Genomic DNA, 21,876 nt, shown 5'->3' with positions numbered 1-21,876 from the left:
CTTCATCACCAACGAAGGCCTCTTCCTCGCCCGGCTCTGCGCCGCCGCCACCCTGGTCTCCCTGCCCGTCCTCATCGCCGGTTTCGCCGCCCAGGACAAGCTCGTCCGCGGCCTGTCCCTGGGAGCCGTGAAGTGACAACGGCACTCCAGGTACAGCCCCGCCCCGCCGACGCGCCCGCGTGAACGCCCGAAACCGAACGGAACCCTCCACCATGACCGAGCAGATTCGCCGCGTTCTCGTCCGCTCCCTCGACGACATCACCATCGAGCACGTGCCCGCCCCCGTCCCCGGGGACGACGAACTCCTGGTGCGTACCACCGTCGTCGGCGTGTGCGGCTCCGACACCCATGCCGCGGCCGGCCACCATCCCTTCATCGACCTGCCCTACCGCCCCGGTCACGAGGCGGTCGGCGTCGTCGCCGCGGCGGGCAGGGGTGCCGAGGACTTCGCGCCCGGCGACCGGGTGCTCATCGAGCCCAACCTGTACTGCGGGCGGTGCCCCCAGTGCCGCTCCGGCCGCTACAACATCTGCCAGGAACTGAAGGTCTTCGGCTGCCAGACGCCCGGCGCCATGACCGACCTGTTCACCATCCCGGCCGACCGCGTCCACCGCGTCCCCGACGGCGTGACCGACATCGAGGCCGCCCTCGTGGAGCCCCTGGCCACCCCGGTGCACGCGGTGGCGAAGGCCGGTGACCTCACCGGCCGTACGGTCGCCGTGCTCGGTGCCGGCCCCATCGGCCTGCTCACCCTCGTCGCCGCCCGGCACGCGGGCGCCGCCCGGGTGGCCGTCACCGACCTGCTCGACGGCAAGCGGGCCCGGGCGCTGCGCCTCGGCGCCGACGCGGCGCTGCCCGCCGACGCCCCCGACCTGGTCGAGCAGGTCCAGGCGGCGCTCGGCGGCCCGGTCGACGTCGTCTTCGACTGCGTGAGCCGGGAGCAGTCGATGGCCCAGGCCACCGACCTGGTCGCCAAGGGCGGTCATGTCGTCGTGGTGGGCGTGGGCGCCGCCGGTACGACCCCGATCCGGCTGGATCTGATCCAGGACCGGGAGATCCGCGTCGAGGGCACGCTGATGTACACCGGCGATGACTACCGCACCGCCATGTCCCTGATCGCCTCGGGCGCCGTCGACACCACCGAGATCGTCACCGCCACCTACCCGCTGGAGGACGCCGCCAAGGCCTTCGCCGCATCCGTCGACCCCGAGCAGGTCAAGGTGCTGGTCGCGATCGACGGTCCGTAGGAGGAGCGGACGGGACAGGCACGGCCCGCACCGGCCCGTGTGCGAGACTTCGAAACCGGAGCGACCGGGAAGGAGGGGCCTTGTGACCGCCCGAGCGCGACTGTCGCAGGCCGCCGTCGAGGAACGGCGCCAGGCCGTGCTGCGGTACGTCGCCGACCACGGCGAGACCCGCATCGACGACCTCGCCCGGCACTTCGACGTCAGCCTGATGACGATGCACCGGGACCTCGACGACCTCGCCGGGCGCCACCTGCTGCGCAAGGAGCGCGGCCGGGCCGTCGCCTTCCCCGCCCTCACCATGGAGACGGCCACCCGCTTCCGTGAGAACAGCGCGCTCGCGGCCAAGAACGCGCTGTGCGCGGCCGTCGCCGGCCGGATCAGGCCGGGCAGCACGGTACTCATGGACGACTCGACCAGTCTGTTCCCGCTGGTCCCCGCGCTGGCCCTGCTGGACCAGCTGCACGTCGTCACCAACTCCGTCGGCCTCGCGCAGCGCCTCGGGTCCGCGCCCGGCGTGAGCGTCACGCTGCTGGGCGGCCACTACCGCGGCGACTTCAACTCCTGCACCGGTCCCACCGTCACCCGAGCCCTGTCCCGGATCCGGGCCGACCTCGCCCTGATGTCCGCCACCGCGGTCCTCGAAGGCCGGCTCTTCCACCCCCTGAACGACTACGTCGAGGTGAAGCTGGCCATGCTCGCCTCCGCCGAACAGGCGCTGCTCCTGGCGGACCACTCGAAGTTCGGCAAGACCGCCACGTACACGTACGGCACCGTGGCCGACTACCACGGCGTCATCACCGACACCGCCACCCCCGACGCGGAACTCGCGGCCATACGCGCCCTCGGAGTCCCCGTCGAGACGGTCGAACCCGAAGAGCCCTCCCCGTGATTCACACCCTGTTCGAAACACCGAGCGCCTACCGCCCCGGCGACGCCGAGATGGCCGCGCCCGTGCCGCCGGTCCAGGCCGTTGTGTTCGACTTCAGCAACACCCTCTTCCAGATGATCGACCTGGAGACCTGGCTGCGCCGGGTCGGCGCAGCCTGCGACCGCCTCGCCGTGCTCGACCGGCCCGGCGCGGTGGCCGAGATCTCCGACCAGTTGCGCGCCGCCTTCCGGCTGCCTTCCGTGGTCGCCGCCCAGCAGGGCCGGGACCTCTCCTCCGCACAGCACCGGCGTGCCATGTGGGGATGGTGGGAGCAGGTGGACTTCCTGCGCGGCGCGGAGGAGGCGGCCTACCGGGAACTCACCGCCCCGGACGCCTGGGTTCCCTACCCCGACACCGAACCGGTCCTGCGTGCCCTGCGCGGGCGCGGACTGCGCGTCGGCATCGTCAGCGACTTCGCCTGGGACCTGCGCATCCACCTCGCCCACCACGGGATGGACGCGTTGATCGACACCTGCGTCATCTCCTACGAGCAGGGCCGCGAGAAGCCCGACCCCGAGTTGTTCCTCAAGGCCTGCGCCGGCCTGGGCGTCGACCCCCGTGCCGCGCTCATGGTCGGCGACAACCCGGTCCGCGACGGCGGCGCGACCGCCTGCGGTCTGCGCACCTACATCCTGCCGGCGGAACACCGCACCGGTGAGCGGGGCCTGGCGGACGTGCTGCGGCTCGTGAGCTGACCCCGTACCGCCCGCTGTTCAGTCCGTCTCGCGCCCCGTGCGCCGGGCGTAGGCGCGGGCCGCGCGGGCGCGGTCGCCACAGCGGGTGGAGCACCAGTGGCGGCGACCGTGTCTGAGGAGATAGCGGCCGCAGGGAGGGGAGCCGCACGCGGTGAGGCGTTCGGCGTCGGGGCCGGTGAGCAGGTCGGCCGTGTTGGCGGCGAGGGTCGCCAGGGCGTGGTCGACGATCTGCGTGGTGGGGTGCGGGGCTGCGCGGTAGGGGCCGTTCTTCTCGTCCCAGTGCAGCAGGGCCGCCGTGGGGACCCTGGTCAGCGCGTCGTTGACGGCGGAGAGGGCCGCGGGCAGTGCGGGCAGCCCGGCGACCCGGGACGCGAGCAGGGCCCTGACGTTCTCGCGCAGTGAGCGCAGCTGTGCCGCGCACATCTCCCGCATTCCGGCGTCCGTCGGGGCGAGGTCACGTTCGGCCAGCCACCGGTTGGCGGCGGCGGGGGTGCCGAGGAGGTCGAGGAACTGGCCGCCGGGCAGGGCGATGGCGGTGTTGGCGAAGTCGAGGGCGAGGTACTGCTCCGCGCCCGGCGCGGGCGGTGGTGCGGGCTCGGCGGTCACGGTCTCCTTCATGGATCTCATGGTACGGCTTGCGGCCATCCGTGAGAAAGGACTACAGTCTCTCACGGATAGACCAACTCCCATCCGTGAGGTGTGTCCCTTCATGACTGCTACCCGCACGACCGACGAGCAGACGGACGAGCAGATCCCCGTCCGCGTCCTCGGCGGCCCGACCGCCCTTTTCGAGTACGGCGGTCTGCGCTTCCTGACCGACCCCACCTTCGACGCGCCCGGCGACTACCCGAATCCCGGCCGTCCGACCCTGACCAAGACCGCGCCCTCGGCCGCCGCCTCCGGCGATCTCGGCCGTGTCGACGTGGTCCTGCTCTCACACGACGAGCACGCCGACAACCTCGACCGGTCCGGCCGGGCCCTGCTCGCCGAAATCCCGCTCACCCTCACCACGCCCACGGGCGCCAAGCGCCTGGGCGGCGACGCCAAGGGGCTGGAGGACTGGGAGTCGGTGGGGCTGGACCGCCCGGGCGGCGGCACGGTCACCGTGACCGGCGTGCCCGCGATCCACGGACCCGGGACGCACGAGGAGGTCGTGCCGATCACCGGCCAGGTGGTCGGCTTCGTCCTGACCGGGGAGGGCCTGCCCACCGTCTACGTCAGCGGTGACAACGCCTCGCTCGACGCGGTCCGGCGGATCGCCGAGCGCTTCGGCCCGGTCGACACTGCCGTCCTGTTCGCCGGAGCCCCCCGCTTCCCGGTGCTCTTCGAGGGCGAACCGCTCGTCCTGGACAGCGCCGGGGCCGCCGAGGCGGCTCGGATTCTCGGCGCGCGCCGGGTGGTTCCCGTGCACTGCGACAGCTGGGCCCACTTCACCGAAGGCCGCGACGACGTCGTGAAGGCGTTCACGACGGCCGGACTGGCCGACCGCCTGCAACTGGGCTGAGCACCACCACGGCGCGAACCTGCCGAGCACCACAACAGCACGTACCACGCGTCGTCCGGCACCGGTCCCTCCCCTCGTGGGGACCGGTGCCGAACCATGCGGGCGGCGTCGATCCGTGCCGTGGCGGCGTGGATCGTGGCGAGGCCGGGGCCCGTGGTCGGCGTGTGCCCGGTCCGGGTGGGACCGGCTCCACGGGGCTCTGGTGCTCAGGGAAGGAGACCGGCGCGCCGTGTCGGGTTTCCGGCGGAAGTTGACCGAGAACATACGGCGTCATGGGTGGTCTCTCCGAGCGCTGAGCTGGTGGCCTGTCCGGACGACGTCCGGTTGCTGCGCTGTTGCGTCGTGATCCTGCCAGCAGGGGGGCCGGATGAGGAGGTTCCGGTGCCGGTCCGGAACCTTAACCGCAGGTCAGCCGTATAAAGTGGGTTTTCCGGTCCGGATGGTCCAAGGGGGCGGTGGTCCGGACGGTCCGGTGGTCCGGTGGTCCGGTGGTCCGGATGTCCAAGCGCGGAGGAAGTAAGGGGTGGACGCCTTGAGTTCCGACTCAGGGGCACGCACGGCCTTCGCGGAACGCCTGGCGCTTCTGTACAGGGAAGCCGGCAACCCTCCCCTCAAGAGCGTGTCCGAAGCGGTCGTACGGCTTCAGCGGGTCGACGAACGCGGGCGGGCCGTCCGGGTGTCCGCCCAGCGGATCAGCGACTGGCGGCGGGCCAAGAACGTGCCCGCGCAGTTCGCCGCCCTGTCCGCCGTACTGCATGTCCTGATTCCCCAGGCCCGCCGCGCGCGGCCCGCGCCGGTGGCACCCGGGCTGTACGACCTGGGCCAGTGGCAGCGGCTGTGGGAGCGGGCGGTGGCCGATCCGGCCGGGGAGCGGCCCGCCTCCTCCCCGGAGGAAGAGGAGCAGCGGGCCGGTGTCTGCCCCTACCGCGGGCTCGCCTCCTACCGTCAGCAGGACGCCCGGTGGTTCTTCGGCCGGGAGCGCAGTACCGAGGCTCTCGTCACCCAGCTGCGCGCGGCGGAGAAGACGGGCGGCCTGGTGATGCTCGTCGGTGCCTCGGGGGCCGGAAAGTCCTCCCTGCTCAACGCCGGCCTGGTGCCCGCCCTGCAGCGGGGCGGGCCGGGCGAGGAGAGCGACGCGCCGGCGCGGGAGGTGCTCCAGCTCGTGCCGGGCGCCGATCCGCTCGCGGAACTGACCGGCCGGATACCGGAGCTCGCGGACGTCGCGGCCGGCGCCGACGAGCCCGAGGCCGTCCGGGACGCCGTCACCGCGTGGGCGGCGCGCTGCGAGAACCCCGCTCCTCCGGTCGTCATCGTCGACCAGTTCGAGGAGGCGTTCACCCTCTGCTCCGACGAGGCGGACCGGCGTACGTTCATCCAGTTCCTGCACGCCGCGTGCACGCCCGTCGGCCCGGGCGGGCAGGCCCCCGTGCTCGTGGTCCTCGGCATCCGGGCCGACTTCTACGAGCAGTGCCTCGGGTATCCCGAACTGGCCGACGCGCTCCAGCACCGGCACATGGTGCTCGGGCCGCTGACCACCGCGGAGTTGCGCGAGGCGGTGACCGGGCCCGCCAAGGCCGTCGGGCTGGAGATGGAACCGGGCCTCGCCGAGCTGATCGTGCGGGAGGTGAGCGCGGACGGGCCGCGCGGGGCGCACGACGCGGGGGTGCTGCCGCTGCTGTCCCACGCCCTGCTCGCCACCTGGCAGCGCCGCAAGGGCGGCCGGCTGACGCTGGCCGGCTACCGCGCGGCGGGCGGCATCCAGGGGGCGGTGGCGGCGACCGCCGAACGGGCCTGGTCCGGGCTCGACCCGGCGGCACGCACGGCCGCGCGCCTGCTGCTGCTCCGGCTGGTCCGGCTGGGCGAGGACACCCAAGCGACCCGTCGGCGGGGGACGCGACGGCAGCTGGCGGAGGAGTCGAGGGACCCCGGCAAGACGGAGGAGTCGCTCGAAGCTCTCGTACAGGCCCGGTTGGTGACGCTCGACGCGGAGACCGTGGAGATCACCCACGAGGCGCTGCTGACCGCCTGGCCCCGGCTGCGCGACTGGATAGACGAGGGCCGGGGCGACCACCTGCTGCGCCAGCGCCTCGAGGAGGACGGCCGCGCCTGGGAGGGTTCCCACCGCGACGCGTCCCTGCTCTACCGGGGTTCGCGGCTGGAACAGGCCCACAGCTGGGCGAAGTCCGCGGGCGAGACCTTCCTGACCCGCAGCGCGGTGGACTTCCTCGCCGCCTCGGTCAGGCTGCACAGGCGCACCGTCTGGATCAGCCGCGGCGCGGTGTCGGCGCTGGTCGTCCTGGCCATGGTGGCCGTCGGCGCGGCGGTGATCGCGTGGCAGCAGCGCAACGACGCGGTGTTCGAGCAGGTGGTCGCCGAGGCGGACCGCGTCCAGTACACGGACCCCTCGCTGTCCGCCCAGCTCGACCTGGTGGCCCATGACCTGCGGCCGGGCGACGAGGGGACGAACAACCGGCTGATCTCGATCGTGAACGCCCCGCTGGCCACCCCGCTGCTCGGCCACACCGGCGCCGTCTACCTCACCTCGTTCAGCCCGAACGGCCACACCCTGGCCACCGCCAGCTACGACCGGACCGTACGCCTGTGGGACGTGCGGGACCCGACGCACCCGAAGCCGCTGGGCAAGCCCCTCACCGGGCACACCAGCTGGGTGAGCAGCGCCGTCTTCAGCCCCGACGGCAGCACCCTCGCCAGCGCCGGGGACGACGGCACCATTCGCCTGTGGGACGTACGGGATCCCCGTCACCCGACCCCGATCGGCAAGCCCCTGACCGGTCACGAAGGCACGATCTACCTGCTCGCCTTCAGCCCGGACGGACACACGCTGGCCTCCGCCGGCGAGGACCGGACCGTACGCCTGTGGGACATGGGCGACCCGAGCCGGCCGAAGGCGCTCGGCGCCCTCACCGGGCACACGGCCGCGGTCCGTGCCGTGGCCTTCAGCCCCGACGGACGGACGCTGGCCGCCGCCGGCGACGACGACACGATCCGGCTGTGGAACACGGCCGATCCTCGTCGCCCGAAGCGGGTCGGCCCGGTGCTGAAGGGCCACACCGACCTCGTGCACTCCGTGGCCTTCAGCCCCGACGGCCGTACGCTCGCCAGTGGCAGCGCGGACGACACCGTACGGCTGTGGGACGTGGCCGATCCCGGTCATGCCCAGGCTCTCGGCGGGCCGCTCACCGGCCACACCGGCGCCGTGTGGTCCGTGGCCTTCAGCCCCGACGGTACGACGCTCGCCGCCGCCAGCGCGGACAGCACGGCGAGCCTGTGGAACGTCAGCGATCCGGCCTATCCGGCGCAGGTCGGCGAGCCGCTCGCGGGGAGCAGCGGCGAGATGTACGCGCTGGGCTTCAGCCCGGACGGCCGCACCCTCGCCACCGGAAGCGGCGACAGCAAGGTCCGCCTGTGGTCGATCCCCACGTCCGACATGATCGGCCGGACCGGCGCGTTCCGGCCGGACGGGCGGGTGCTGGCCACGGCCGCGCGCGACGGACGGATCCGGCTGTGGAACGTGGACAGGCCGGACCGGCCCGTGTCCCTGAGCGAGCCGTTCATGCCCGGCGACGAAGGCCAGCGTTCGCTGGCGTTCACTCCCGACGGCCACACCCTCGCGGTGCTGACGGGAAGCCGGGAGGTGTATCTGGTGAACGTCACCGACCCGACCCGACCGGTCCCCTACGGACCGCACCTCACCCTGCGGACCCGGTTCATGGGCCCCGACGCACTGGCCTTCAGCCCGGACGGGCGCACCCTGGCGACCGCCTACGACGACCGCACCATCCGGTTGTGGAACGTCAGCGACCCGTCCCACGTCGTTCCGGCCGGCGCGCCCCTCACCGGCCACAAGGGCTATGTCAACGCCCTCGCCTTCAGCCCGGACGGCCACACGCTGGCCAGCGGCAGCGCGGACGGCAGCGTCCGGCTGTGGAACGTCACCGACCCCGGTCGCACGAAGGCCCTCGGCACCGCGCTCAAGGGTCACCTCGGCCCCGTCAACGTGGTCGCCTTCAGCCCGGACGGGCACACTCTGGCCAGCGGCAGCGACGACGACACCGTGCGGCTGTGGAACGTCGGCGACCCCTCCGAGGCGACCCTCCTGGGCTCCCCCCTCACCGGCCACACCGAAGCGGTCGTGTCGCTGACCTTCGGCGACGACGGCGACATCCTGGCCAGCGGCGGCAACGACAACACGGTCCGGCTCTGGGACTCCGGCAACCCCGCACACGCCTCCCCCATCGGCCAGTCGATGAGCCCCAACGCCAAGACGGGCAACTTCCTGTCCTTCAGCCCCAAGAGCCACATGATCGGGGTGTCCAGCGGCACCGACACGGTAAGGCTGTGGAACCTCGACGTCGACGACGCCGTCAGCCACATCTGCTCGACCACCAGGGGCGTTCTGACACCGGAGAAGTGGCACGAGTACCTGCCGCGTCTGTCGTACGAGCCTCCGTGCGGCCAGTGATCCCGCTCACAACTTCCTGCTACGGCTCAGCAGTCGTCTCCCGCCGGGCAAGCAGCCTTGTTAGTGTTGGCCATAGCCCGATCGCTGGTGCATCCCCCGTCGCCAGCGGTCGGGCGTTTCCGTGCCCGGCCGACCGGGCCGGGAGTCGTAGGCTGACCAGGTGCCGAAGGCGTACGAAGTGGTCCGTGACAACCTGCGGCACCAGTGGGAGAAGAACCGGGTGCACGCGCCCCGGGCCGAGCGGGCCCGGACCGGGGTCACGGAGCACGACACCGGCTTCGAGCGCCGGGACCTCGTCTTCCACGCGGAGTACCGCGAGACCGAGGCGCCCGCGGACCTGGCCGACGCCTTCCGTGTCCCACCGGGCACCCCGCTCCTCGAGCGCAGCTACCGGACGAGGTACGCCGCCGAGAGCGCCCCGCTCAGCCTCGTGACCTCCTACCTCGTCCGTCACATGATCGCGGCGAACCCGGCCCTCCTGGACGAGTCCAACGAGCCCTGGCCCGGCGGCACCCAGCACCAGCTGCACACCGTCGGCATCGAGCTCTGCCGCGTCGAGGAGCGGGTCACCGCACGTCCGCCGACCCCGGAGGAGGCGTGCGCGCTGGAGCTCGCCGCCGGGGCCCCGGTGATCCTGCTGCGCAAGACGTCGTACGACATCCACGACCGCGTGGTGGACCTCTGCCGCGTCACGCTCCCCGGCGACCGTACGGAGCTCCTCTTCACCACTCCCCTGGAAAGGTGGTGAGTGCCGCCGTGACCCGGCGCATCGTCATCGTCACCGCCGTCCACGCCCCCTCGGCCCCCTTTCTCCCCGAGGCCCACAAATCGCTGTGCGAACAGGAGTTGCCGGACGGCTGGGAGTGGCACTGGGTGATCCAGGAGGACGGGCGGACGGACGCCGTCGCCCCGTATGTCCCCGACGACGCCCGGGTGACCTTCCGGCAGGGGCGGCCCGGCGGCCCCGGCGTCGCCCGCACGATCGCGCTCGCGCACGCCGAGGGCGCGTACGTGAAGATCCTGGACGCCGACGACCAGCTCACCCCCGGCGCCCTGGCCCGCGATCTGACCGCCCTCGAAGCCGACCCCACGATCGGCTGGGCGACCTCCCGCGCCCTGGACCGGTTGCCGGACGGCTCGACGGTGGGCTTCCCCGGCGACCCGGCGAACGGTCCGATCGAGCGCGGCGTCGTGCTCGACTTCTGGCGGACCAACGGCTTCCGGGCCCAGGTCCACCCGGCGACCCTCTTCGTACGACGGGATCTGCTGCTGGCCCTCGGCGGCTGGATGGCGCTGCCCGCCTCCGAGGACACGGGGCTGCTGCTGGCGCTGAACTCCGTGAGCCGGGGGTGGTTCTCGGCGGAGGTCGGGCTGCTGTACCGCAAGTGGGAGGGGCAGGCGACCGGGCAGGCGGCGCACGTGGACACCGCCGAGCGGGGGGCGCGGATGGCCGTGGTGGAGGCGCGGGCACGGGCGCTCGCGGGGTCGGGGTGGAGCTGGCCGGCGCCCTAGGTGTGCTGTTCGGGAACGTCGGTGAGGCTGATCGCCTGCGAGGGGCAGAGCTCGGCCGCCTCCCGCACGTCCGGATCGTCGCCGGTGTCCTCGCGGCCGGGTATGACGGCGCCGAATCCGTCCGCCACCGTGAAGACGGACGGAACGCGGTAGATGCATTCGCCGGAGCCGTAGCAGAGGTTGGGATCCACGGAGACCTTCATGTGCGTTGCCTGCCCGTGGAACGCGCCTTCTAGGCGCCCTTTCCGAGCTTGACCTCAACTCCGTTGAACGGGTGTGGGGTTGGCGGCCGGCATGGAGGGTGTCGCGACTTCCTGTTCGAGGACGGGAACGGTCCGTCGTGTGCCGGCGTCCACGACGGGGCGCCGGCGGCGGAGATCGGCGCTGCCGAGCCCGGCCATGTCGACTCGCCCCGGGCCGGGCCGGGACCAGGCTGTGCTGTGACCGGCCGCGGGCCCGGCCGTAATTCGCTTGCCCCGGCCACGGGTCGACGCTGCACTGTGGCCGGACACCACGAGTCGTGGTGCCGGTATTTCGAGGAGGCAGCGGCACCGATGGAGATTCGTTCCACGACCGATGAGGATCTCGACGTCTTCGTCGACACCGTCCATGCCGCGTTCGGGCGCTTCCCGGAAACCCCGATCGAGGGCGGCGGGCTCTGGTGGTCGGCGCTCGAAACGGACCGCTGCCTGCTCGCCCTGACGGCGGACGGGCGGCCCGTCGGCACCGCCGCCGCGCACTCCTTCGAGCTCACCCTGCCCGGTGAGACCCTCGTCCCGGCCTCCGGGGTGACCGCCGTCGGCGTCCTGCCCTCCCACCGGCGCCAGGGCGTGCTCAGCGCGATGATGCGTCATCAGCTCGCCGAGGTGCGGGCCCGCGGGGAGTTCCTCTCCGTGCTGCTGGCCTCCGAGGCCCCGATCTACGGCAGGTTCGGCTACGGACCGGCGACCTACACGGCGCGGCTGACGGTGCCGCGCCACCAGGCCGCCCTCGCCGTTCCCCGGGCGCGCGAAGTGGCCGACGGCCCGGCGACCGGCTCGGACAACGGCTCGGTCGAGGTGCTGCGTCGTGCCGAGTGCGGCGAGATCCTGGAAGAGGTCTACGACCGGTATCGCCGCGCCCAGCCCGGTGCGCTGTCCCGGCCGCACCGCTGGTGGGCCTTGCGCGCGGGGCAGCCCCCGATCTCGCCGGCGCCGCGCTACGTCGCCGTCCACCGGGACTCCGACGGCGTCCCGGACGGGTACGCCAGCTACTCGATCGGCGAGCCCAACGCCTTGACGGTCGACGAGACCATCGCCACCGACGACGCCGTCTTCACGGCCCTGGCCCGGTTCGTACTCGGACACGACCTGGTCTCTCAGATCGTGTTCCAGCACGTCCCGCCCGAGCACCCGCTGCGCTGGCAGCTCGCGGACCGCCGCGCCGGCGAGGTGAGCGGCGACATGGACTGGCTCTGGGTGCGGCTGCTGGACGTCCCGCGTGCTCTGACCGCGCGCGGCTGGTTCATGGACGGCGAGCTCGTCCTCGACGTCGAGGACCCGTTCCTCGGCGAGCACGGCCGCTACCTGCTGACCGTCCAGGACGGCAAGGCCGACTGCGTCCCGACGGACCGGGAGCCCGACCTGTCCCTGGACGTGCGCGACCTGGGCTCGGTCTACCTCGGCGGCACCGCCCCGAGCACGCTCGTGCGTGCCGGACACATCCTGGCCCACCGCCCGGGCGCGGCCACCCTCGCTGACGCCCTCTTCCGCGCCGAGCGCTCCCCGCACTGCCTGCACTGGTTCTGACCGCGCGCTCGCCACCCTGCACCGGATCACCGCGGCGACCAAGCCCTGACCGCCGCCCTGCACGGCCTTCGCCGCGTTGACCCGGTGGTCTCACTGGTCGAAGGACAGTCCCAGCATCCGGATCGCGTTCCCCCGCAGCAACTTGTACGTCACCTCGTCGGAGAGGCCGGCCACGTGCTCCGCGGCGACCTGTTTGGTGTGCGGCCAGGTCGAGTCGACGTGCGGATAGTCCGTCTCGAAGGTCGCGTTGTCCTCGCCGACCGTCTTGATCGCCTCGATGCCGTGCTTGTCGCGGAAGAAGCAGCAGAAGATCTGCCGGTAGTAGTACGTCGACGGCGGCTCCGGGATCAGGTCCTTGACCCCGCCCCACGCCCGGTGTTCCTCCCAGACGTCGTCGGCGCGCTCCAGGGCGTACGGAATCCAGCCCATCTGGCCCTCGCTGTAGGCCAGTTTCAGCCGCGGGAACTTCACCAGGACCCCGGAGAAGAGGAAGTCCATCATCGACGCCATGGCGTTGTTGAAGCTCAGCGCGGCCTGGACGGCGGGGGGAGCGTCGGGGGACGCCGCCGGCATCTGCGACGAGGACCCGATGTGCATGTTCACCACGGTCCCGGTCTCCTCGCAGGCCGCGAAGAAGGGGTCCCAGTAGCCGGAGTGGATCGACGGCAGCCCGAGATACGTCGGGATCTCGCTGAACGTCACGGCCCGTACGCCCCGTTCGGCGTTGCGCCGGATCTCCGCGACGGCCAGGTCGATGTCCCACAGCGGGATGAGGCACAGCGGGATGAGCCGGCCACCGCTGTCGCCGCACCACTCCTCGACCATCCAGTCGTTGTACGCCCGCACGCACGCGAGCCCGACCTCCTTGTCCTTGGCCTCGGCGAAGGTCTGCCCGCAGAACCGCGGGAACGTCGGGAAGCAGAGCGAGGCCTCGACATGGTTCATCTCCATGTCCTCCAGCCGGGCCTTCGGATCCCAGCAGCCCCGCCGCATCTGCTCCCGCGTGATCCCGTCGAGCGTCATCTCGTCCCGCGAGAAGCCGACGGCCGCGATGATGCGCTTGTACGGGAAGAGTTCGCCCTCGTACTCCCACCAGTCGGTGATCTGACCCTCGGGGTCGGTCGTGAACCGGTACTTCCCCCCGACGTACTGAAGGTCACCGATACCCGCGGTGAACGGCTTCGGCCCCCTGTCCCGGTACTTCGCCGGGAGCCATGTCTCGAAGAGGTGCGCGGGTTCGATCACGTGATCGTCCACGCTGATGACCTTGGGCAGTTCCCTGGTACTGCTGTCGGCGCTGACCACTGCTTGCCCCCTACTGCCTGCCGATGCCCCGGCACGAATCTGACGATCCATCAGATTCAGCGTAGGGGGAGGCTCCTGCGGCAGCAATACACGCCACCTTGATCGTGGTAGGGAGGACGGATGCCAGGCCGACTCCCTCTCCCCGACCAACTCGCCGCCCTGCGCTCAGCGCTCTCCCGGAACGAGGTCCTGACCGCCGTGCTCGCCAGGGCCTCGGCACTGGAGCTGCCCGGCTGGTACGTGACGTCGGGCTGCCTCTTCCAGACCGTGTGGAACGTGGCCACCGGCAGGCCCCCCGCAGGCGGCATCAAGGACTACGACCTCTTCTACTTCGACGACTCCGACCTGTCCTGGGCGGCGGAGGACGCCGTCATCAGGGCGGGCCGGGAGGTGTTCGCCGGGCTGCCGGCCGAGGTGGAGATCCGCAACGAGGCCCGCGTGCACCTCTGGTACGAGGAGAAGTTCGGGGTGCCCTGTCCGCCGTACGACTCCACCGAGGCCGCGATCGACTCCTTCGCGGCGACGACGTGCTGCCTGGGCGTACGGCTGGAACCCGACGGGGAGTGGCGCGTCTACGCCCCGCACGGCCTCTCCGACATCTACAACCTCGTGCTCCGCCCCAACCCGGTCCTCGCCCCGCGCGAGGTCTACGAGACCAAGGCGCGGCGCTGGAAGGGGGAATGGCCGGAGCTGACCGTTCTGCCGTGGCCGGACTGAACCGTGGGGATGCCCGTGCGTGAACACCGGGCAGCCGTCCGCCGGTAGGCTGGGTCGGCTGCGGCACCCCCCCACCAACACCCGCGTCACCGTGGCGTGTTGAGCCCTGCGGCGGTCGAGATTCATTACGGCATGAGGATGAACCACAGGTGCTGATAGCGGGCCGGTACCGGCTGCAGGACCCCATCGGACGCGGCGCGATGGGGGAGGTCTGGCGGGCGTTGGACGAGACGCTCGGCAGGACGGTGGCCGTCAAGCTCCTCCTACCCCACGACTCCGACCCGACGGCGACCTCCCGCTTCCGGCTGGAGGCCCAGACCGCCGGGCGACTCAACCACCCTCACGTGGTGGGTGTTTACGACTTCGGCGAGTACGACGGCCGCCTCTTCCTGGTGATGGAACTGGTCGCGGGCGACAGCCTCGCCCGGCGGCTCGGCACCGCGGGGCCGCTCCCCGTCGAGCAGGTGGCCCGGATCGCCGCACAGGCCGCCGCCGGACTCGCCGCCGCCCACCAGCAGGGCATCGTGCACCGCGACATCAAGCCCGCCAACCTGCTGCTGGACGCCGACGGCACCCTGAAGATCGGCGACTTCGGCATCGCCCGCTTCGTGGACGACCCGTCCGGCGCGCTCACCACCACCGGCCAGATCGTCGGCACCAGCCTCTACCTCGCCCCCGAACGCGCGCTGGGGCAGCCCGCCGGTCCGGCCTCGGACGTGTACGCGCTGGGCTGTCTGCTCTACCAACTCCTCACCGGGCGCCCGCCGTTCCAGGCCGGCACCGCGGTCGCGATCCTCCACCAGCACCTCGACGCGTCCCCCGTACCGCCGAGGCAGGACCGCCCCGAGCTCCCGCCCGCCTTCGAGAGCTTCCTCCTCGGGCTCCTCGCCAAGCGGCCCGAGGACCGCCCCACCGCGCCGCAGATCGCCGAGTGGTTCGGCGGCAGGGCGTGGCAGGGGCGGTCGGAGCCGTTGCCGGAACCGGAACCCGCGCCGGTCGCGGCGGCCACGTACACGCTGCCGTCCGCCGTCGTACGGCCCTCCCGGGCCCGCACGACACCGGCCCGTCGGCCCGGAGTCCGTGGCCTGGTCGCAACCGTCGCCGGAGTCCTGGTCTTCCTGGCCGCGATGCTCGCCGGCATGCTCTGGTTCGCACCGGGCGACAGCTCGGCGGGTACCCCCGGGAGCGGTGCACCGGCCACCAGCGGCGGCGCCACCCCTCCCCCGGCGCCCGGCACGTCCGGGGACTCCGGAACCAACCTGTCCGACACCCCCGGACCCTCCGGCCCCTCCAGTACGGAGGACGGGAAGAAGGGCAAGGACGGTCAGGACAAGGGCAGGGACGAGGACGAGGAGGAGCGGGACGAGGAGGGCTGAGACCCTGCGGGCCGGCCTTCGCGCCGGTCAGCTCCGCGCAGGCGCCTCGAACGGGACCGGGTCGGCCGTGAACAGGGTGTCCAGGCGGTGCGCGTACTCCTCCCGGGCCTCGGCGAAGCGTTCCGCCGGGAGGGAGTTCGCCTCGGGCACCGTGAACGGCTCCAGCGGGGTCATGCCGGTGAAGCGGAACAGGCCGTGCTGGAGCGGGTGGAGGACGTCCGTGAGACGGCCGTGGATGCCCCGGTCGGAGAAGGACCGCTCGCGGGCGCCGTACGTCACCGACAGCAGGGCCCGGCGGCCCGCCAGCGGCGCGTCCTCGCCGTAGGGCGGGGCGACCTGGTGGCCGTACGCGAAACCGCTGGTGAAGACGCGGTCGATCCAGCCCTTCAGGATGGCCGGGGCGGAGAACCACCACATCGGGAAGTGCAGGATCACCGCGTCCGAGCGGCGGATCTTCTCCTGCTCGGCGGCGATGTCCGGGGAGAGGCGGCCGGCCAGGGTGGCCTCCTCGGAGACGTCCATGACGTGCAGGCGGCGGTCGGTGCCGTGCTCCGGGAAGTCGTCGGCGTCCACCGTCGCCTTCCACTTCATCGCGTACAGGTCGGAGAGCCGTACCTCGTGCCCCGCCGCACGGAGGTGGCCGACCGCGAAGGCGGCGAGGGAGGCGTTGAGGGAACGGGGGTCGGGGTGGGCGCTGACGACGAGGATCTTCTTGCCCCGGTCGGTGGTTTCCGTCATGCCGTCACGTTCTCCCGGGCGCGGACGGGCAGCCAGAACCCTGTGGAACCGGCGGACCCGGAATCCTGGTACTGCCGGGGCCACGTTCGCGCCGCGCATACTGGAACGCATGGACGGCGTGCACGGGTTGGGGGAAGGCAAGGCACTCGGCGGCTTCCTGCGGGCCCGGCGGGGCCGGGTCGCACCGGAGCGCGTCGGGCTCGCCGGCGGCGGCCGGCGGCGGGTGCGGGGGCTGCGCCGGGAGGAGTTGGCCCAGCTCGCCGGGATCAGCGTGGACTACTACGTCCGTCTCGAACAGGGCCGGGCCACCCAGCCGTCCGCCGAGGTCCTGGACGCGCTCGCCCGGGTCCTCGGCCTCGACACGGCGGAACGCCGGCACCTCGACACCCTGGCCACCGGCAGGCCCGAGTCCACGCCGAGGCTCCGCGTCGGCCCCGTACTGCTGCGGGCCCTGGAGGCCATGGCTCCCCTGCCCGCCTTCGTGACGGACCACCGCCTCGACGTCGTCGCCTGGAACGACCTGGGCGCCGAGCTGATGGGCGGGCCGGCCGACCCGGGCCGCCGGGACCGCAACAACGCCCGTTTCCTCTTCCTGGACCCGGCCGCCCGGGACCTGCACCCCGAGTGGGAGCTGCGGGCCGCGGAGGCGGTGGGACAGCTGCGGGTGGCCGCGGGACGCTACCCCGACGACACCGAACTGGGTGCGCTCATCGCCGAGTTGTCCGCGGGCAGCGCCGACTTCCGGCGGATCTGGGACTCCGGCGAGGTGGTGATGTGCGCGGCGGGACGCAAGCGGCTGCGACACCCCGCCGCCGGGCTGCTGGACCTCGACTACGAGACCCTGCACGTGCCGGCCGCGCCCGGGGAAGCGGGCCTGATCATGCATGTGTTCAGCGCCGGGGAGGGCACGGCGGAGGCCGCGGCCCTCGCACGTCTGACAACCGCCCTGGTCTGAGGGTCAGTTGTTCCAGGTCTCGTCGTACGGGTCCTTGGGCGCCTTGACCGGTACGGCACCGCTGACCTCGATGTACGGGATCGGCCCGCCGTTGACCGCATCCCGGGTCCGCTTGGCCGTGTACGTGCCGGTGACCTCCAGCCAGGCGTCCGGTTGCAGCACCGGCGGGATCCGGCCGGTCAGTCCGACCTTGACCGGCTGGGCGTCCGCGGCACAGCAGTTGAGGGCCATACGGACCAGGTACGGCGTCCCGGTGCCGTCCAGCGCCACGAACCCGGTGACCTTGACCTGCCGGTCGCCGAGGGAACGTCCGTGGTCGTAGGCCGCGCGGCCCGCGTAGTCGACGAGGCTGAGGCGGAGGGGTCCGTCGGCGGGCAACGCGGCGTATCCGTAGGGCTGTTGCAGGGCCGTACCGGTACGCAGGGCGCTGTACGAGCCGAGGGCGGGCGGGGCGACCAGGATCAGGGCGAGGAGGGGGAGGACGAGGAGCCAGGAGACGCGGGGTTCGCGGTGCGCGTGCCCGCCGCCCTCACCCTGCTCGCCCTGGTCTCCGCACTGGCCCTGCTCGCCCTGCTCGCCCTTTTTCGCCCGCCACTCGTACCAGACCGTCGCCACCGCCGCCGCGACGAGTACGACGCCGGAGGCCAGCAGCATCGGGCGCAGCCCGGCCTTGACGTACCGCAGGTAGAGGTCGGTGAAGCCCGCGTGCAGCAAGGCCGCGCCGAGCAGGAACAGAACGGCGGCCTGCGCCTGGCGGTTCACAGCAGCACCGCCCCGGTCAGCACCGACACCGTGACGGCGAGGACGAAGGTGGCGGGCGCGAACCGCAGCGCGAAACCACGCCCGAACGTACCCGCCTGCATCGCGAACAGCTTCAGGTCGATCATCGGCCCGACGACCAGGAACGCCAGCCGCGCGGTGAGCGAGAACTGCGTCAGCGACGCCGCCACGAACGCGTCCGCCTCCGAGCAGATCGACAGCAGCACGGCGAGAATCGCCAGCGCCAGCACCGAGACGACCGGATGGTCGGCCGCGACCCGCAGCCAGCCCTCCGGCACCACCGCCTTGAGCGTGGCGGCAGCGATCGCGCCGATGACCAGGAACCCGCCCGCGTGCATCACGTCGTGCCGGACGGAGCCCCAGAACGCGGCGCCCCTGCCCTGACCGTCGTACGCCTCCCGGGCAGGCGGACGCAGCCAGTCGGCGCGGCCGAGCCGCAGCCACAACCAGCCCATCGCGCACGCCACCAGCAGGCTCGCGACAAGCCTGGCGAGGACCATCTCCGGGGCGTCGGGAAACGCGACGGCCGTCGCCGTCAGCACGATCGGGTTGATCGCCGGCGCGGACAGCAGGAACGCCAGCGCCGCCGCCGGCGTGACCCCCCGCCGCACCAGCGCCCCCGCCACGGGCACCGACGCACACTCGCACCCCGGCAGCACCGCCCCCGCCGCCCCGGCCACCGGAACCGCCAGGGCAGGCCTCTTGGGCAGCGCCCGCGCGAAGAACGACGCCGGCACGAACACCGCGATCGCCGCCGACAGCAGCACACCCAGCACCAGGAAGGGCAGCGCCTGCACGATCACGGCGACGAAGACGGTCGTCCAGCTCTGCATGACGGGTGCGGCGAGCGCACGCCGGATGGGGCCCTGGGCAAGCACCATCATGACCAGCAACAGGGTCAGGGTGAGAGGAGAGCTGAGCCCCCGCCGCTCTTCCTCGCGCACCGGCGGGCTCGCGCCCTCGCCCGCCCGCTGCGGGGCGGCTTTGGTGATGGCCACGGGCGAGGTACCTCCGGGCTTCGGGGTCGATCCCTTTTCTCCTATACGAGGATTCTGCCGCCGTTGCTCAACTCCGCGCGGGATCATGTGCGGGAACGGTACGACAGGCACGGGGAGATTCGGGCTCGGGGGGCGGGGATGACCGACGGCGCCACACAGCGGTTCTTCATCAGCTACGCGGGGGTGGACCGGCCCTGGGCGGAATGGATCGGCTGGTATCTGAAGGAGGCCGGGCACGAGGTCGTCCTCGACGTGTGGGACTGGCGCACCGGGGACGACTTCGTCGAGCGTATGGAGCAGGCGCTGGCCGGGGCGGAGGCCGTGGTGGCGCTGCTCTCCCGGTCGTACTTCGATCCCGAGCGCTGGACCAAGGCGGAGAAGAACGCGACGCTCGCGCGTGGCGGGCGGCTGATTCCGCTCGTCGTGGAACCTCTTTCACCTGCCGATGTGCCTCCGCTCCTCGCCCCGTTGATCCGCAAGGAGATCCACGGGCTGGAGGAGGCGGCGGCGCTCAAGGCGCTGAGGGAGGCGATCGACGGCGGGGGTCTTCCTGACACCCCGCCTGCTTTTCCGGGCAACTCCGGCGCGACAGGTCAGCTGCCCCCCGAGGACGACACGAAGCCCCGGCTGCCCCGCGACACGGCCCCGGAGGAGCTGGTCTCGAACATCGGCCGCCGCAACCCCGACTTCTCCGGTCGCGAGGCCGATCTGGCCCGGATCCGTGACGACCTGCTCAGCGGGCGACAGGCCGTGGTGCGGGCGTTGCACGGGCTCGGCGGGATCGGCAAGACGCAGATCGCGCTGGAGTACGCGCACCGGTTCGCCGGGCAGTACGACCTCGTGTGGTGGATCGACGCGGAGCAGGCCGACCAGATTCCCGTCCACTACACGGAGTTGGCCGATCGGCTGGGGCTCGCGAAGCCGGACGCGGGCTCCAAGCACAACGCGCTCGCGCTGTTGGCGGATCTGCGAACGCGACGGCGGTGGTTGATCGTTCTCGACAATGCGGAGGATCCGGAGCAGATCAAACCCTGGCTGCCGGAAGGGGCGGGGCATGTACTGATCACCTCGCGCAATCCGGACTGGCGCGGGGTGGCTCGGCAGACTGAACTGAGCGTCTTCGACCGCCCCGACTCCGTGTCGTACCTCAGGAGCCAGATCCCCTCCCTCACGGTCGAGGACGCGGAGTTGCTCGCCACAGCCCTCGGTGACCTGCCTCTGGCCATGGCACAGACGGCCGGGGTCGTCGGCAGCGGGATGACGATCGAGCGGTATCGCGAGCTCCTGGCCACGAATGCGGAACAGATTCTGCAGGTGGACCGCGCCCCGGACTATCCGGCGTCGCTGGCGGCCGCAGTGGGCATCTCGGCGGGGCGCCTGGAGAACGACTACCCGGATGCGGCCGCGGTGTTGCGCCTCGCGGCATTCTTCGGACCGGACCCGATCCCGACCCGGTGGCTGGAGAAGGCACAGGGACGTCTCCATACGATCCCCGGCGATCCGGACGACGTGATGTGGACGCGCAATGCCCTGAGACCGTTGAGCCGGTTCGGGCTCGCCCGAGTCGACCACGAGAACTTCCAGATCCATCGGCTCACCCAGGCCGTCCTGCGCGACCGACTGGGCGAGCGGGAGGCCGAGGAGATCCGGAACGACGCCGCGACGGTGCTCGCCGAGGCGGTACCGGGCGATCCGGAAGCGCCGGAGACATGGCCCGCCTGGGCCCCGTCGGCCTCGCACCTCGTCGCGGCGTACATCGATCGCACCGAGCCGCCCCAGCTGCGGCCGGCCCTGCTCGACGCCGCGCTCTTCCTCATCGTGAGCGGTCAGGCACGCAGTGCCTGGAGACTGAGCACCGCTCTCAGCGAGTTGTGGGTCCGCTCGTTGGGAGAGGACCATCCGGACACCCTCCGGTGCATGCAGTATCTGGGCCGGGCGATGTGTGAGAGCGGCGATGTCAACGAAGCCCTGATCGTCATTCAGGACACTCTCGCTCGCCGCCGACGCGCCTTCGGCGACGACCATCCCGACACCCTCGAGTCCGCCAACGACATGGCGGCCACGCTGATCGAACTGCAGAGATACTCAGAGGCACACGTCGTCATCGAGGACGCCTACCAGCGTCGTCGACGCGTTCTCGGCGAGAAACATCCGCACACCCTGCAGACCGCCAGCAACCTGGCCACCACCCTGTGGCAACTCGACAAGAACAAGAAGTCACGCATCATGTTCGAGGAGATCTTCGAGCATCAGCGACGCACTCTCGGCGACGACCATCGGGACACCCTGTACGCCGCTCACGGCGTGGCCACCAACCTGATCGGCCTCGGCGAGCCACGACAGGCACGTCAGATGCTCGAGGACGTGCTCCGGCGACAACAGCAGAGCCTCGGCGACAACCATCGCGAGACCCTGGCGACCGCACGCCAGCTCGCCCATGTCCTGGACGTTCTGGGCGAGCACGAGGAATCCCGTGTTCTGTATGAGGACATCCTCCGCCGAACGCGGCAGTCCGTGGGCAACACCAATCCGCACACGCTCACCACGGCTCACGGCCTGGCCCTCTGCCTCTTCCATCTTCGGAGGTTCGCGGAAGCGGCCGAACTCCTCGATGAGGTCCGCAAGGACGCGCGAAGAGTTCTCGGTGACGAGGCTCAGCTCACAGCGGTGGCCGGCCGGAACCTCGCCAAGGCCCTGATCGCCCTGGGCCGACCCTTCGAAGCCCAACGAATCCTTTCGACCCAACGCAAACGCGCCAAGCCCAGCCGCAAGAAGAAGAAGCGCCGCTGACCGACCCCGAAGGAGCACCCTCCGCCCCGGTGCGGCAGTCTTTCCCCCTGTGGTGAGCGTT

The 21,876-nt window shown here is 71.8% G+C and carries 18 protein-coding genes and 1 pseudogene; 13 read left to right on the top strand and 6 right to left on the bottom strand.

The genetic code is table 11. The features are described from left to right. The 4 genes and pseudogenes from ADK57_RS49610 to ADK57_RS42705 all read left to right on the top strand — a co-directional run. A pseudogene (locus ADK57_RS49610) lies at positions 1-136 on the top strand (carbohydrate ABC transporter permease); the annotation flags it as partial. 76 nt (positions 137-212) lie between these two features. Further along, a complete protein-coding gene (locus ADK57_RS42715; protein WP_053755151.1) occupies positions 213-1,247 on the top strand; it encodes a zinc-dependent alcohol dehydrogenase in 1,035 nt (344 codons plus the stop codon). A gap of 82 nt (positions 1,248-1,329) precedes the next feature. After that, positions 1,330-2,136 (top strand): DeoR/GlpR family DNA-binding transcription regulator, encoded by an 807-nt coding sequence (locus tag ADK57_RS42710; RefSeq protein WP_053755150.1) that lies wholly within the window; start codon positions 1,330-1,332, stop codon positions 2,134-2,136. After that, entirely contained in the window at positions 2,133-2,870 is a 738-nt protein-coding gene (locus ADK57_RS42705; protein ID WP_053755149.1) for an HAD family hydrolase, read from the top strand. Before ADK57_RS42710 ends, ADK57_RS42705 begins: the two co-directional genes overlap by 4 nt. Positions 2,871-2,888: 18 nt before the next feature. On the opposite strand, the gene ADK57_RS42700 is transcribed toward ADK57_RS42705, so the two are convergent. Beyond that, on the bottom strand, positions 2,889-3,488 hold the full coding sequence (locus ADK57_RS42700; protein WP_053755148.1) for a CGNR zinc finger domain-containing protein: 600 nt from the start codon (positions 3,486-3,488) through the stop codon (positions 2,889-2,891). A gap of 91 nt (positions 3,489-3,579) precedes the next feature. On the opposite strand from ADK57_RS42700, the gene ADK57_RS42695 reads away from it, so the two are divergent. The 4 genes from ADK57_RS42695 (at position 3,580) to ADK57_RS42680 (ending at position 10,369) form a co-directional block, all read left to right on the top strand. Then, complete coding sequence (locus ADK57_RS42695; RefSeq protein ID WP_053755147.1) at positions 3,580-4,374, top strand: MBL fold metallo-hydrolase; 795 nt, start codon at positions 3,580-3,582, stop codon at positions 4,372-4,374. Positions 4,375-4,897: 523 nt separating this feature from the next. Further along, on the top strand, positions 4,898-8,857 hold the full coding sequence (locus ADK57_RS42690; RefSeq protein ID WP_053755146.1) for a WD40 repeat domain-containing protein: 3,960 nt from the start codon (positions 4,898-4,900) through the stop codon (positions 8,855-8,857). A gap of 160 nt (positions 8,858-9,017) precedes the next feature. Continuing rightward, complete coding sequence (locus ADK57_RS42685; protein WP_053755145.1) at positions 9,018-9,605, top strand: UTRA domain-containing protein; 588 nt, start codon at positions 9,018-9,020, stop codon at positions 9,603-9,605. Positions 9,606-9,613: 8 nt separating this feature from the next. After that, a complete protein-coding gene (locus ADK57_RS42680; protein ID WP_053755156.1) occupies positions 9,614-10,369 on the top strand; it encodes a glycosyltransferase family 2 protein in 756 nt (251 codons plus the stop codon). Here the strand turns inward: ADK57_RS42680 and ADK57_RS42675 are convergent. After that, positions 10,366-10,572, bottom strand: coding sequence for a ferredoxin (locus ADK57_RS42675; RefSeq protein WP_053755144.1), 207 nt, complete (start codon positions 10,570-10,572; stop codon positions 10,366-10,368). The two genes, ADK57_RS42680 and ADK57_RS42675, sit on opposite strands and share 4 nt — an antisense overlap. Positions 10,573-10,923: 351 nt before the next feature. On the opposite strand from ADK57_RS42675, the gene ADK57_RS42670 reads away from it, so the two are divergent. Beyond that, entirely contained in the window at positions 10,924-12,156 is a 1,233-nt protein-coding gene (locus tag ADK57_RS42670; RefSeq protein ID WP_053755143.1) for a GNAT family N-acetyltransferase, read from the top strand. A 90-nt stretch (positions 12,157-12,246) separates the two neighbouring features. Here the strand turns inward: ADK57_RS42670 and ADK57_RS42665 are convergent, their stop codons facing one another. Next, on the bottom strand, positions 12,247-13,461 hold the full coding sequence (locus tag ADK57_RS42665) for an amidohydrolase family protein (RefSeq protein ID WP_053755142.1): 1,215 nt from the start codon (positions 13,459-13,461) through the stop codon (positions 12,247-12,249). Positions 13,462-13,581: 120 nt separating this feature from the next. Here ADK57_RS42665 and ADK57_RS42660 point away from each other — a divergent pair, with 120 nt between their 5' ends. Both ADK57_RS42660 and ADK57_RS42655 read left to right on the top strand, forming a co-directional pair. Continuing rightward, positions 13,582-14,178 (top strand): nucleotidyltransferase family protein, encoded by a 597-nt coding sequence (locus tag ADK57_RS42660; protein WP_053755141.1) that lies wholly within the window; start codon positions 13,582-13,584, stop codon positions 14,176-14,178. Between the two features lie 149 nt (positions 14,179-14,327). Then, a complete protein-coding gene (locus ADK57_RS42655; protein WP_078973654.1) occupies positions 14,328-15,554 on the top strand; it encodes a serine/threonine-protein kinase in 1,227 nt (408 codons plus the stop codon). A gap of 27 nt (positions 15,555-15,581) precedes the next feature. Here the strand turns inward: ADK57_RS42655 and ADK57_RS42650 are convergent, their stop codons facing one another. Beyond that, positions 15,582-16,292 carry an NAD(P)H-dependent oxidoreductase gene (locus ADK57_RS42650; RefSeq protein WP_078973653.1) on the bottom strand — a complete coding sequence of 237 codons (711 nt, stop codon included), beginning with the start codon at positions 16,290-16,292 and terminating at the stop codon, positions 15,582-15,584. Between the two features lie 109 nt (positions 16,293-16,401). On the opposite strand from ADK57_RS42650, the gene ADK57_RS42645 reads away from it, so the two are divergent. Next, positions 16,402-17,247 (top strand): helix-turn-helix domain-containing protein, encoded by an 846-nt coding sequence (locus ADK57_RS42645; RefSeq protein WP_053755140.1) that lies wholly within the window; start codon positions 16,402-16,404, stop codon positions 17,245-17,247. Between the two features lie 3 nt (positions 17,248-17,250). Here ADK57_RS42645 and ADK57_RS42640 read toward each other — a convergent pair whose 3' ends face one another. Then, entirely contained in the window at positions 17,251-18,009 is a 759-nt protein-coding gene (locus ADK57_RS42640) for a TIGR03943 family putative permease subunit (protein ID WP_053755139.1), read from the bottom strand. Further along, the gene (locus tag ADK57_RS42635) at positions 18,006-19,025 is read right to left on the bottom strand and encodes a permease (protein WP_053755138.1); all 1,020 of its coding nucleotides are present in this window, start codon (positions 19,023-19,025) and stop codon (positions 18,006-18,008) included. The genes ADK57_RS42640 and ADK57_RS42635 overlap by 4 nt, the downstream gene beginning before the upstream one ends. A 138-nt stretch (positions 19,026-19,163) precedes the next feature. Between ADK57_RS42635 and fxsT the strand changes: the two genes are divergently transcribed. Continuing rightward, positions 19,164-21,815 carry an FxSxx-COOH system tetratricopeptide repeat protein gene (gene fxsT / locus ADK57_RS42630; RefSeq protein ID WP_053755137.1) on the top strand — a complete coding sequence of 884 codons (2,652 nt, stop codon included), beginning with the start codon at positions 19,164-19,166 and terminating at the stop codon, positions 21,813-21,815. Positions 21,816-21,876: the final 61 nt, after the last annotated feature.

Origin of the sequence: Streptomyces sp. MMG1533 (genome assembly GCF_001279775.1) — a bacterium.
Classification (GTDB): Bacteria; Actinomycetota; Actinomycetes; order Streptomycetales; family Streptomycetaceae; genus Streptomyces.
The sequence above is the reverse complement of the archived record's forward strand: the minus strand, read 5'-3'. Positions and strand labels throughout refer to the sequence as shown.

What these genes read in the sequence shown, in the direction of transcription:
- ADK57_RS42715 (WP_053755151.1), top strand. Translation starts at nt 213, where the DNA reads ATGACCGAGCAGATTCGCCGCGTTCTCGTCCGCTCCCTCGACGACATC.
- ADK57_RS42700 (WP_053755148.1), bottom strand. Translation starts at nt 3,488, where the DNA reads ATGAAGGAGACCGTGACCGCCGAGCCCGCACCACCGCCCGCGCCGGGC.
- ADK57_RS42695 (WP_053755147.1), top strand. Translation starts at nt 3,580, where the DNA reads ATGACTGCTACCCGCACGACCGACGAGCAGACGGACGAGCAGATCCCC.
- ADK57_RS42675 (WP_053755144.1), bottom strand. Translation starts at nt 10,572, where the DNA reads ATGAAGGTCTCCGTGGATCCCAACCTCTGCTACGGCTCCGGCGAATGC.
- ADK57_RS42670 (WP_053755143.1), top strand. Translation starts at nt 10,924, where the DNA reads ATGGAGATTCGTTCCACGACCGATGAGGATCTCGACGTCTTCGTCGAC.
- ADK57_RS42660 (WP_053755141.1), top strand. Translation starts at nt 13,582, where the DNA reads ATGCCAGGCCGACTCCCTCTCCCCGACCAACTCGCCGCCCTGCGCTCA.
- ADK57_RS42650 (WP_078973653.1), bottom strand. Translation starts at nt 16,292, where the DNA reads ATGACGGAAACCACCGACCGGGGCAAGAAGATCCTCGTCGTCAGCGCC.
- ADK57_RS42645 (WP_053755140.1), top strand. Translation starts at nt 16,402, where the DNA reads ATGGACGGCGTGCACGGGTTGGGGGAAGGCAAGGCACTCGGCGGCTTC.
- fxsT (WP_053755137.1), top strand. Translation starts at nt 19,164, where the DNA reads ATGACCGACGGCGCCACACAGCGGTTCTTCATCAGCTACGCGGGGGTG.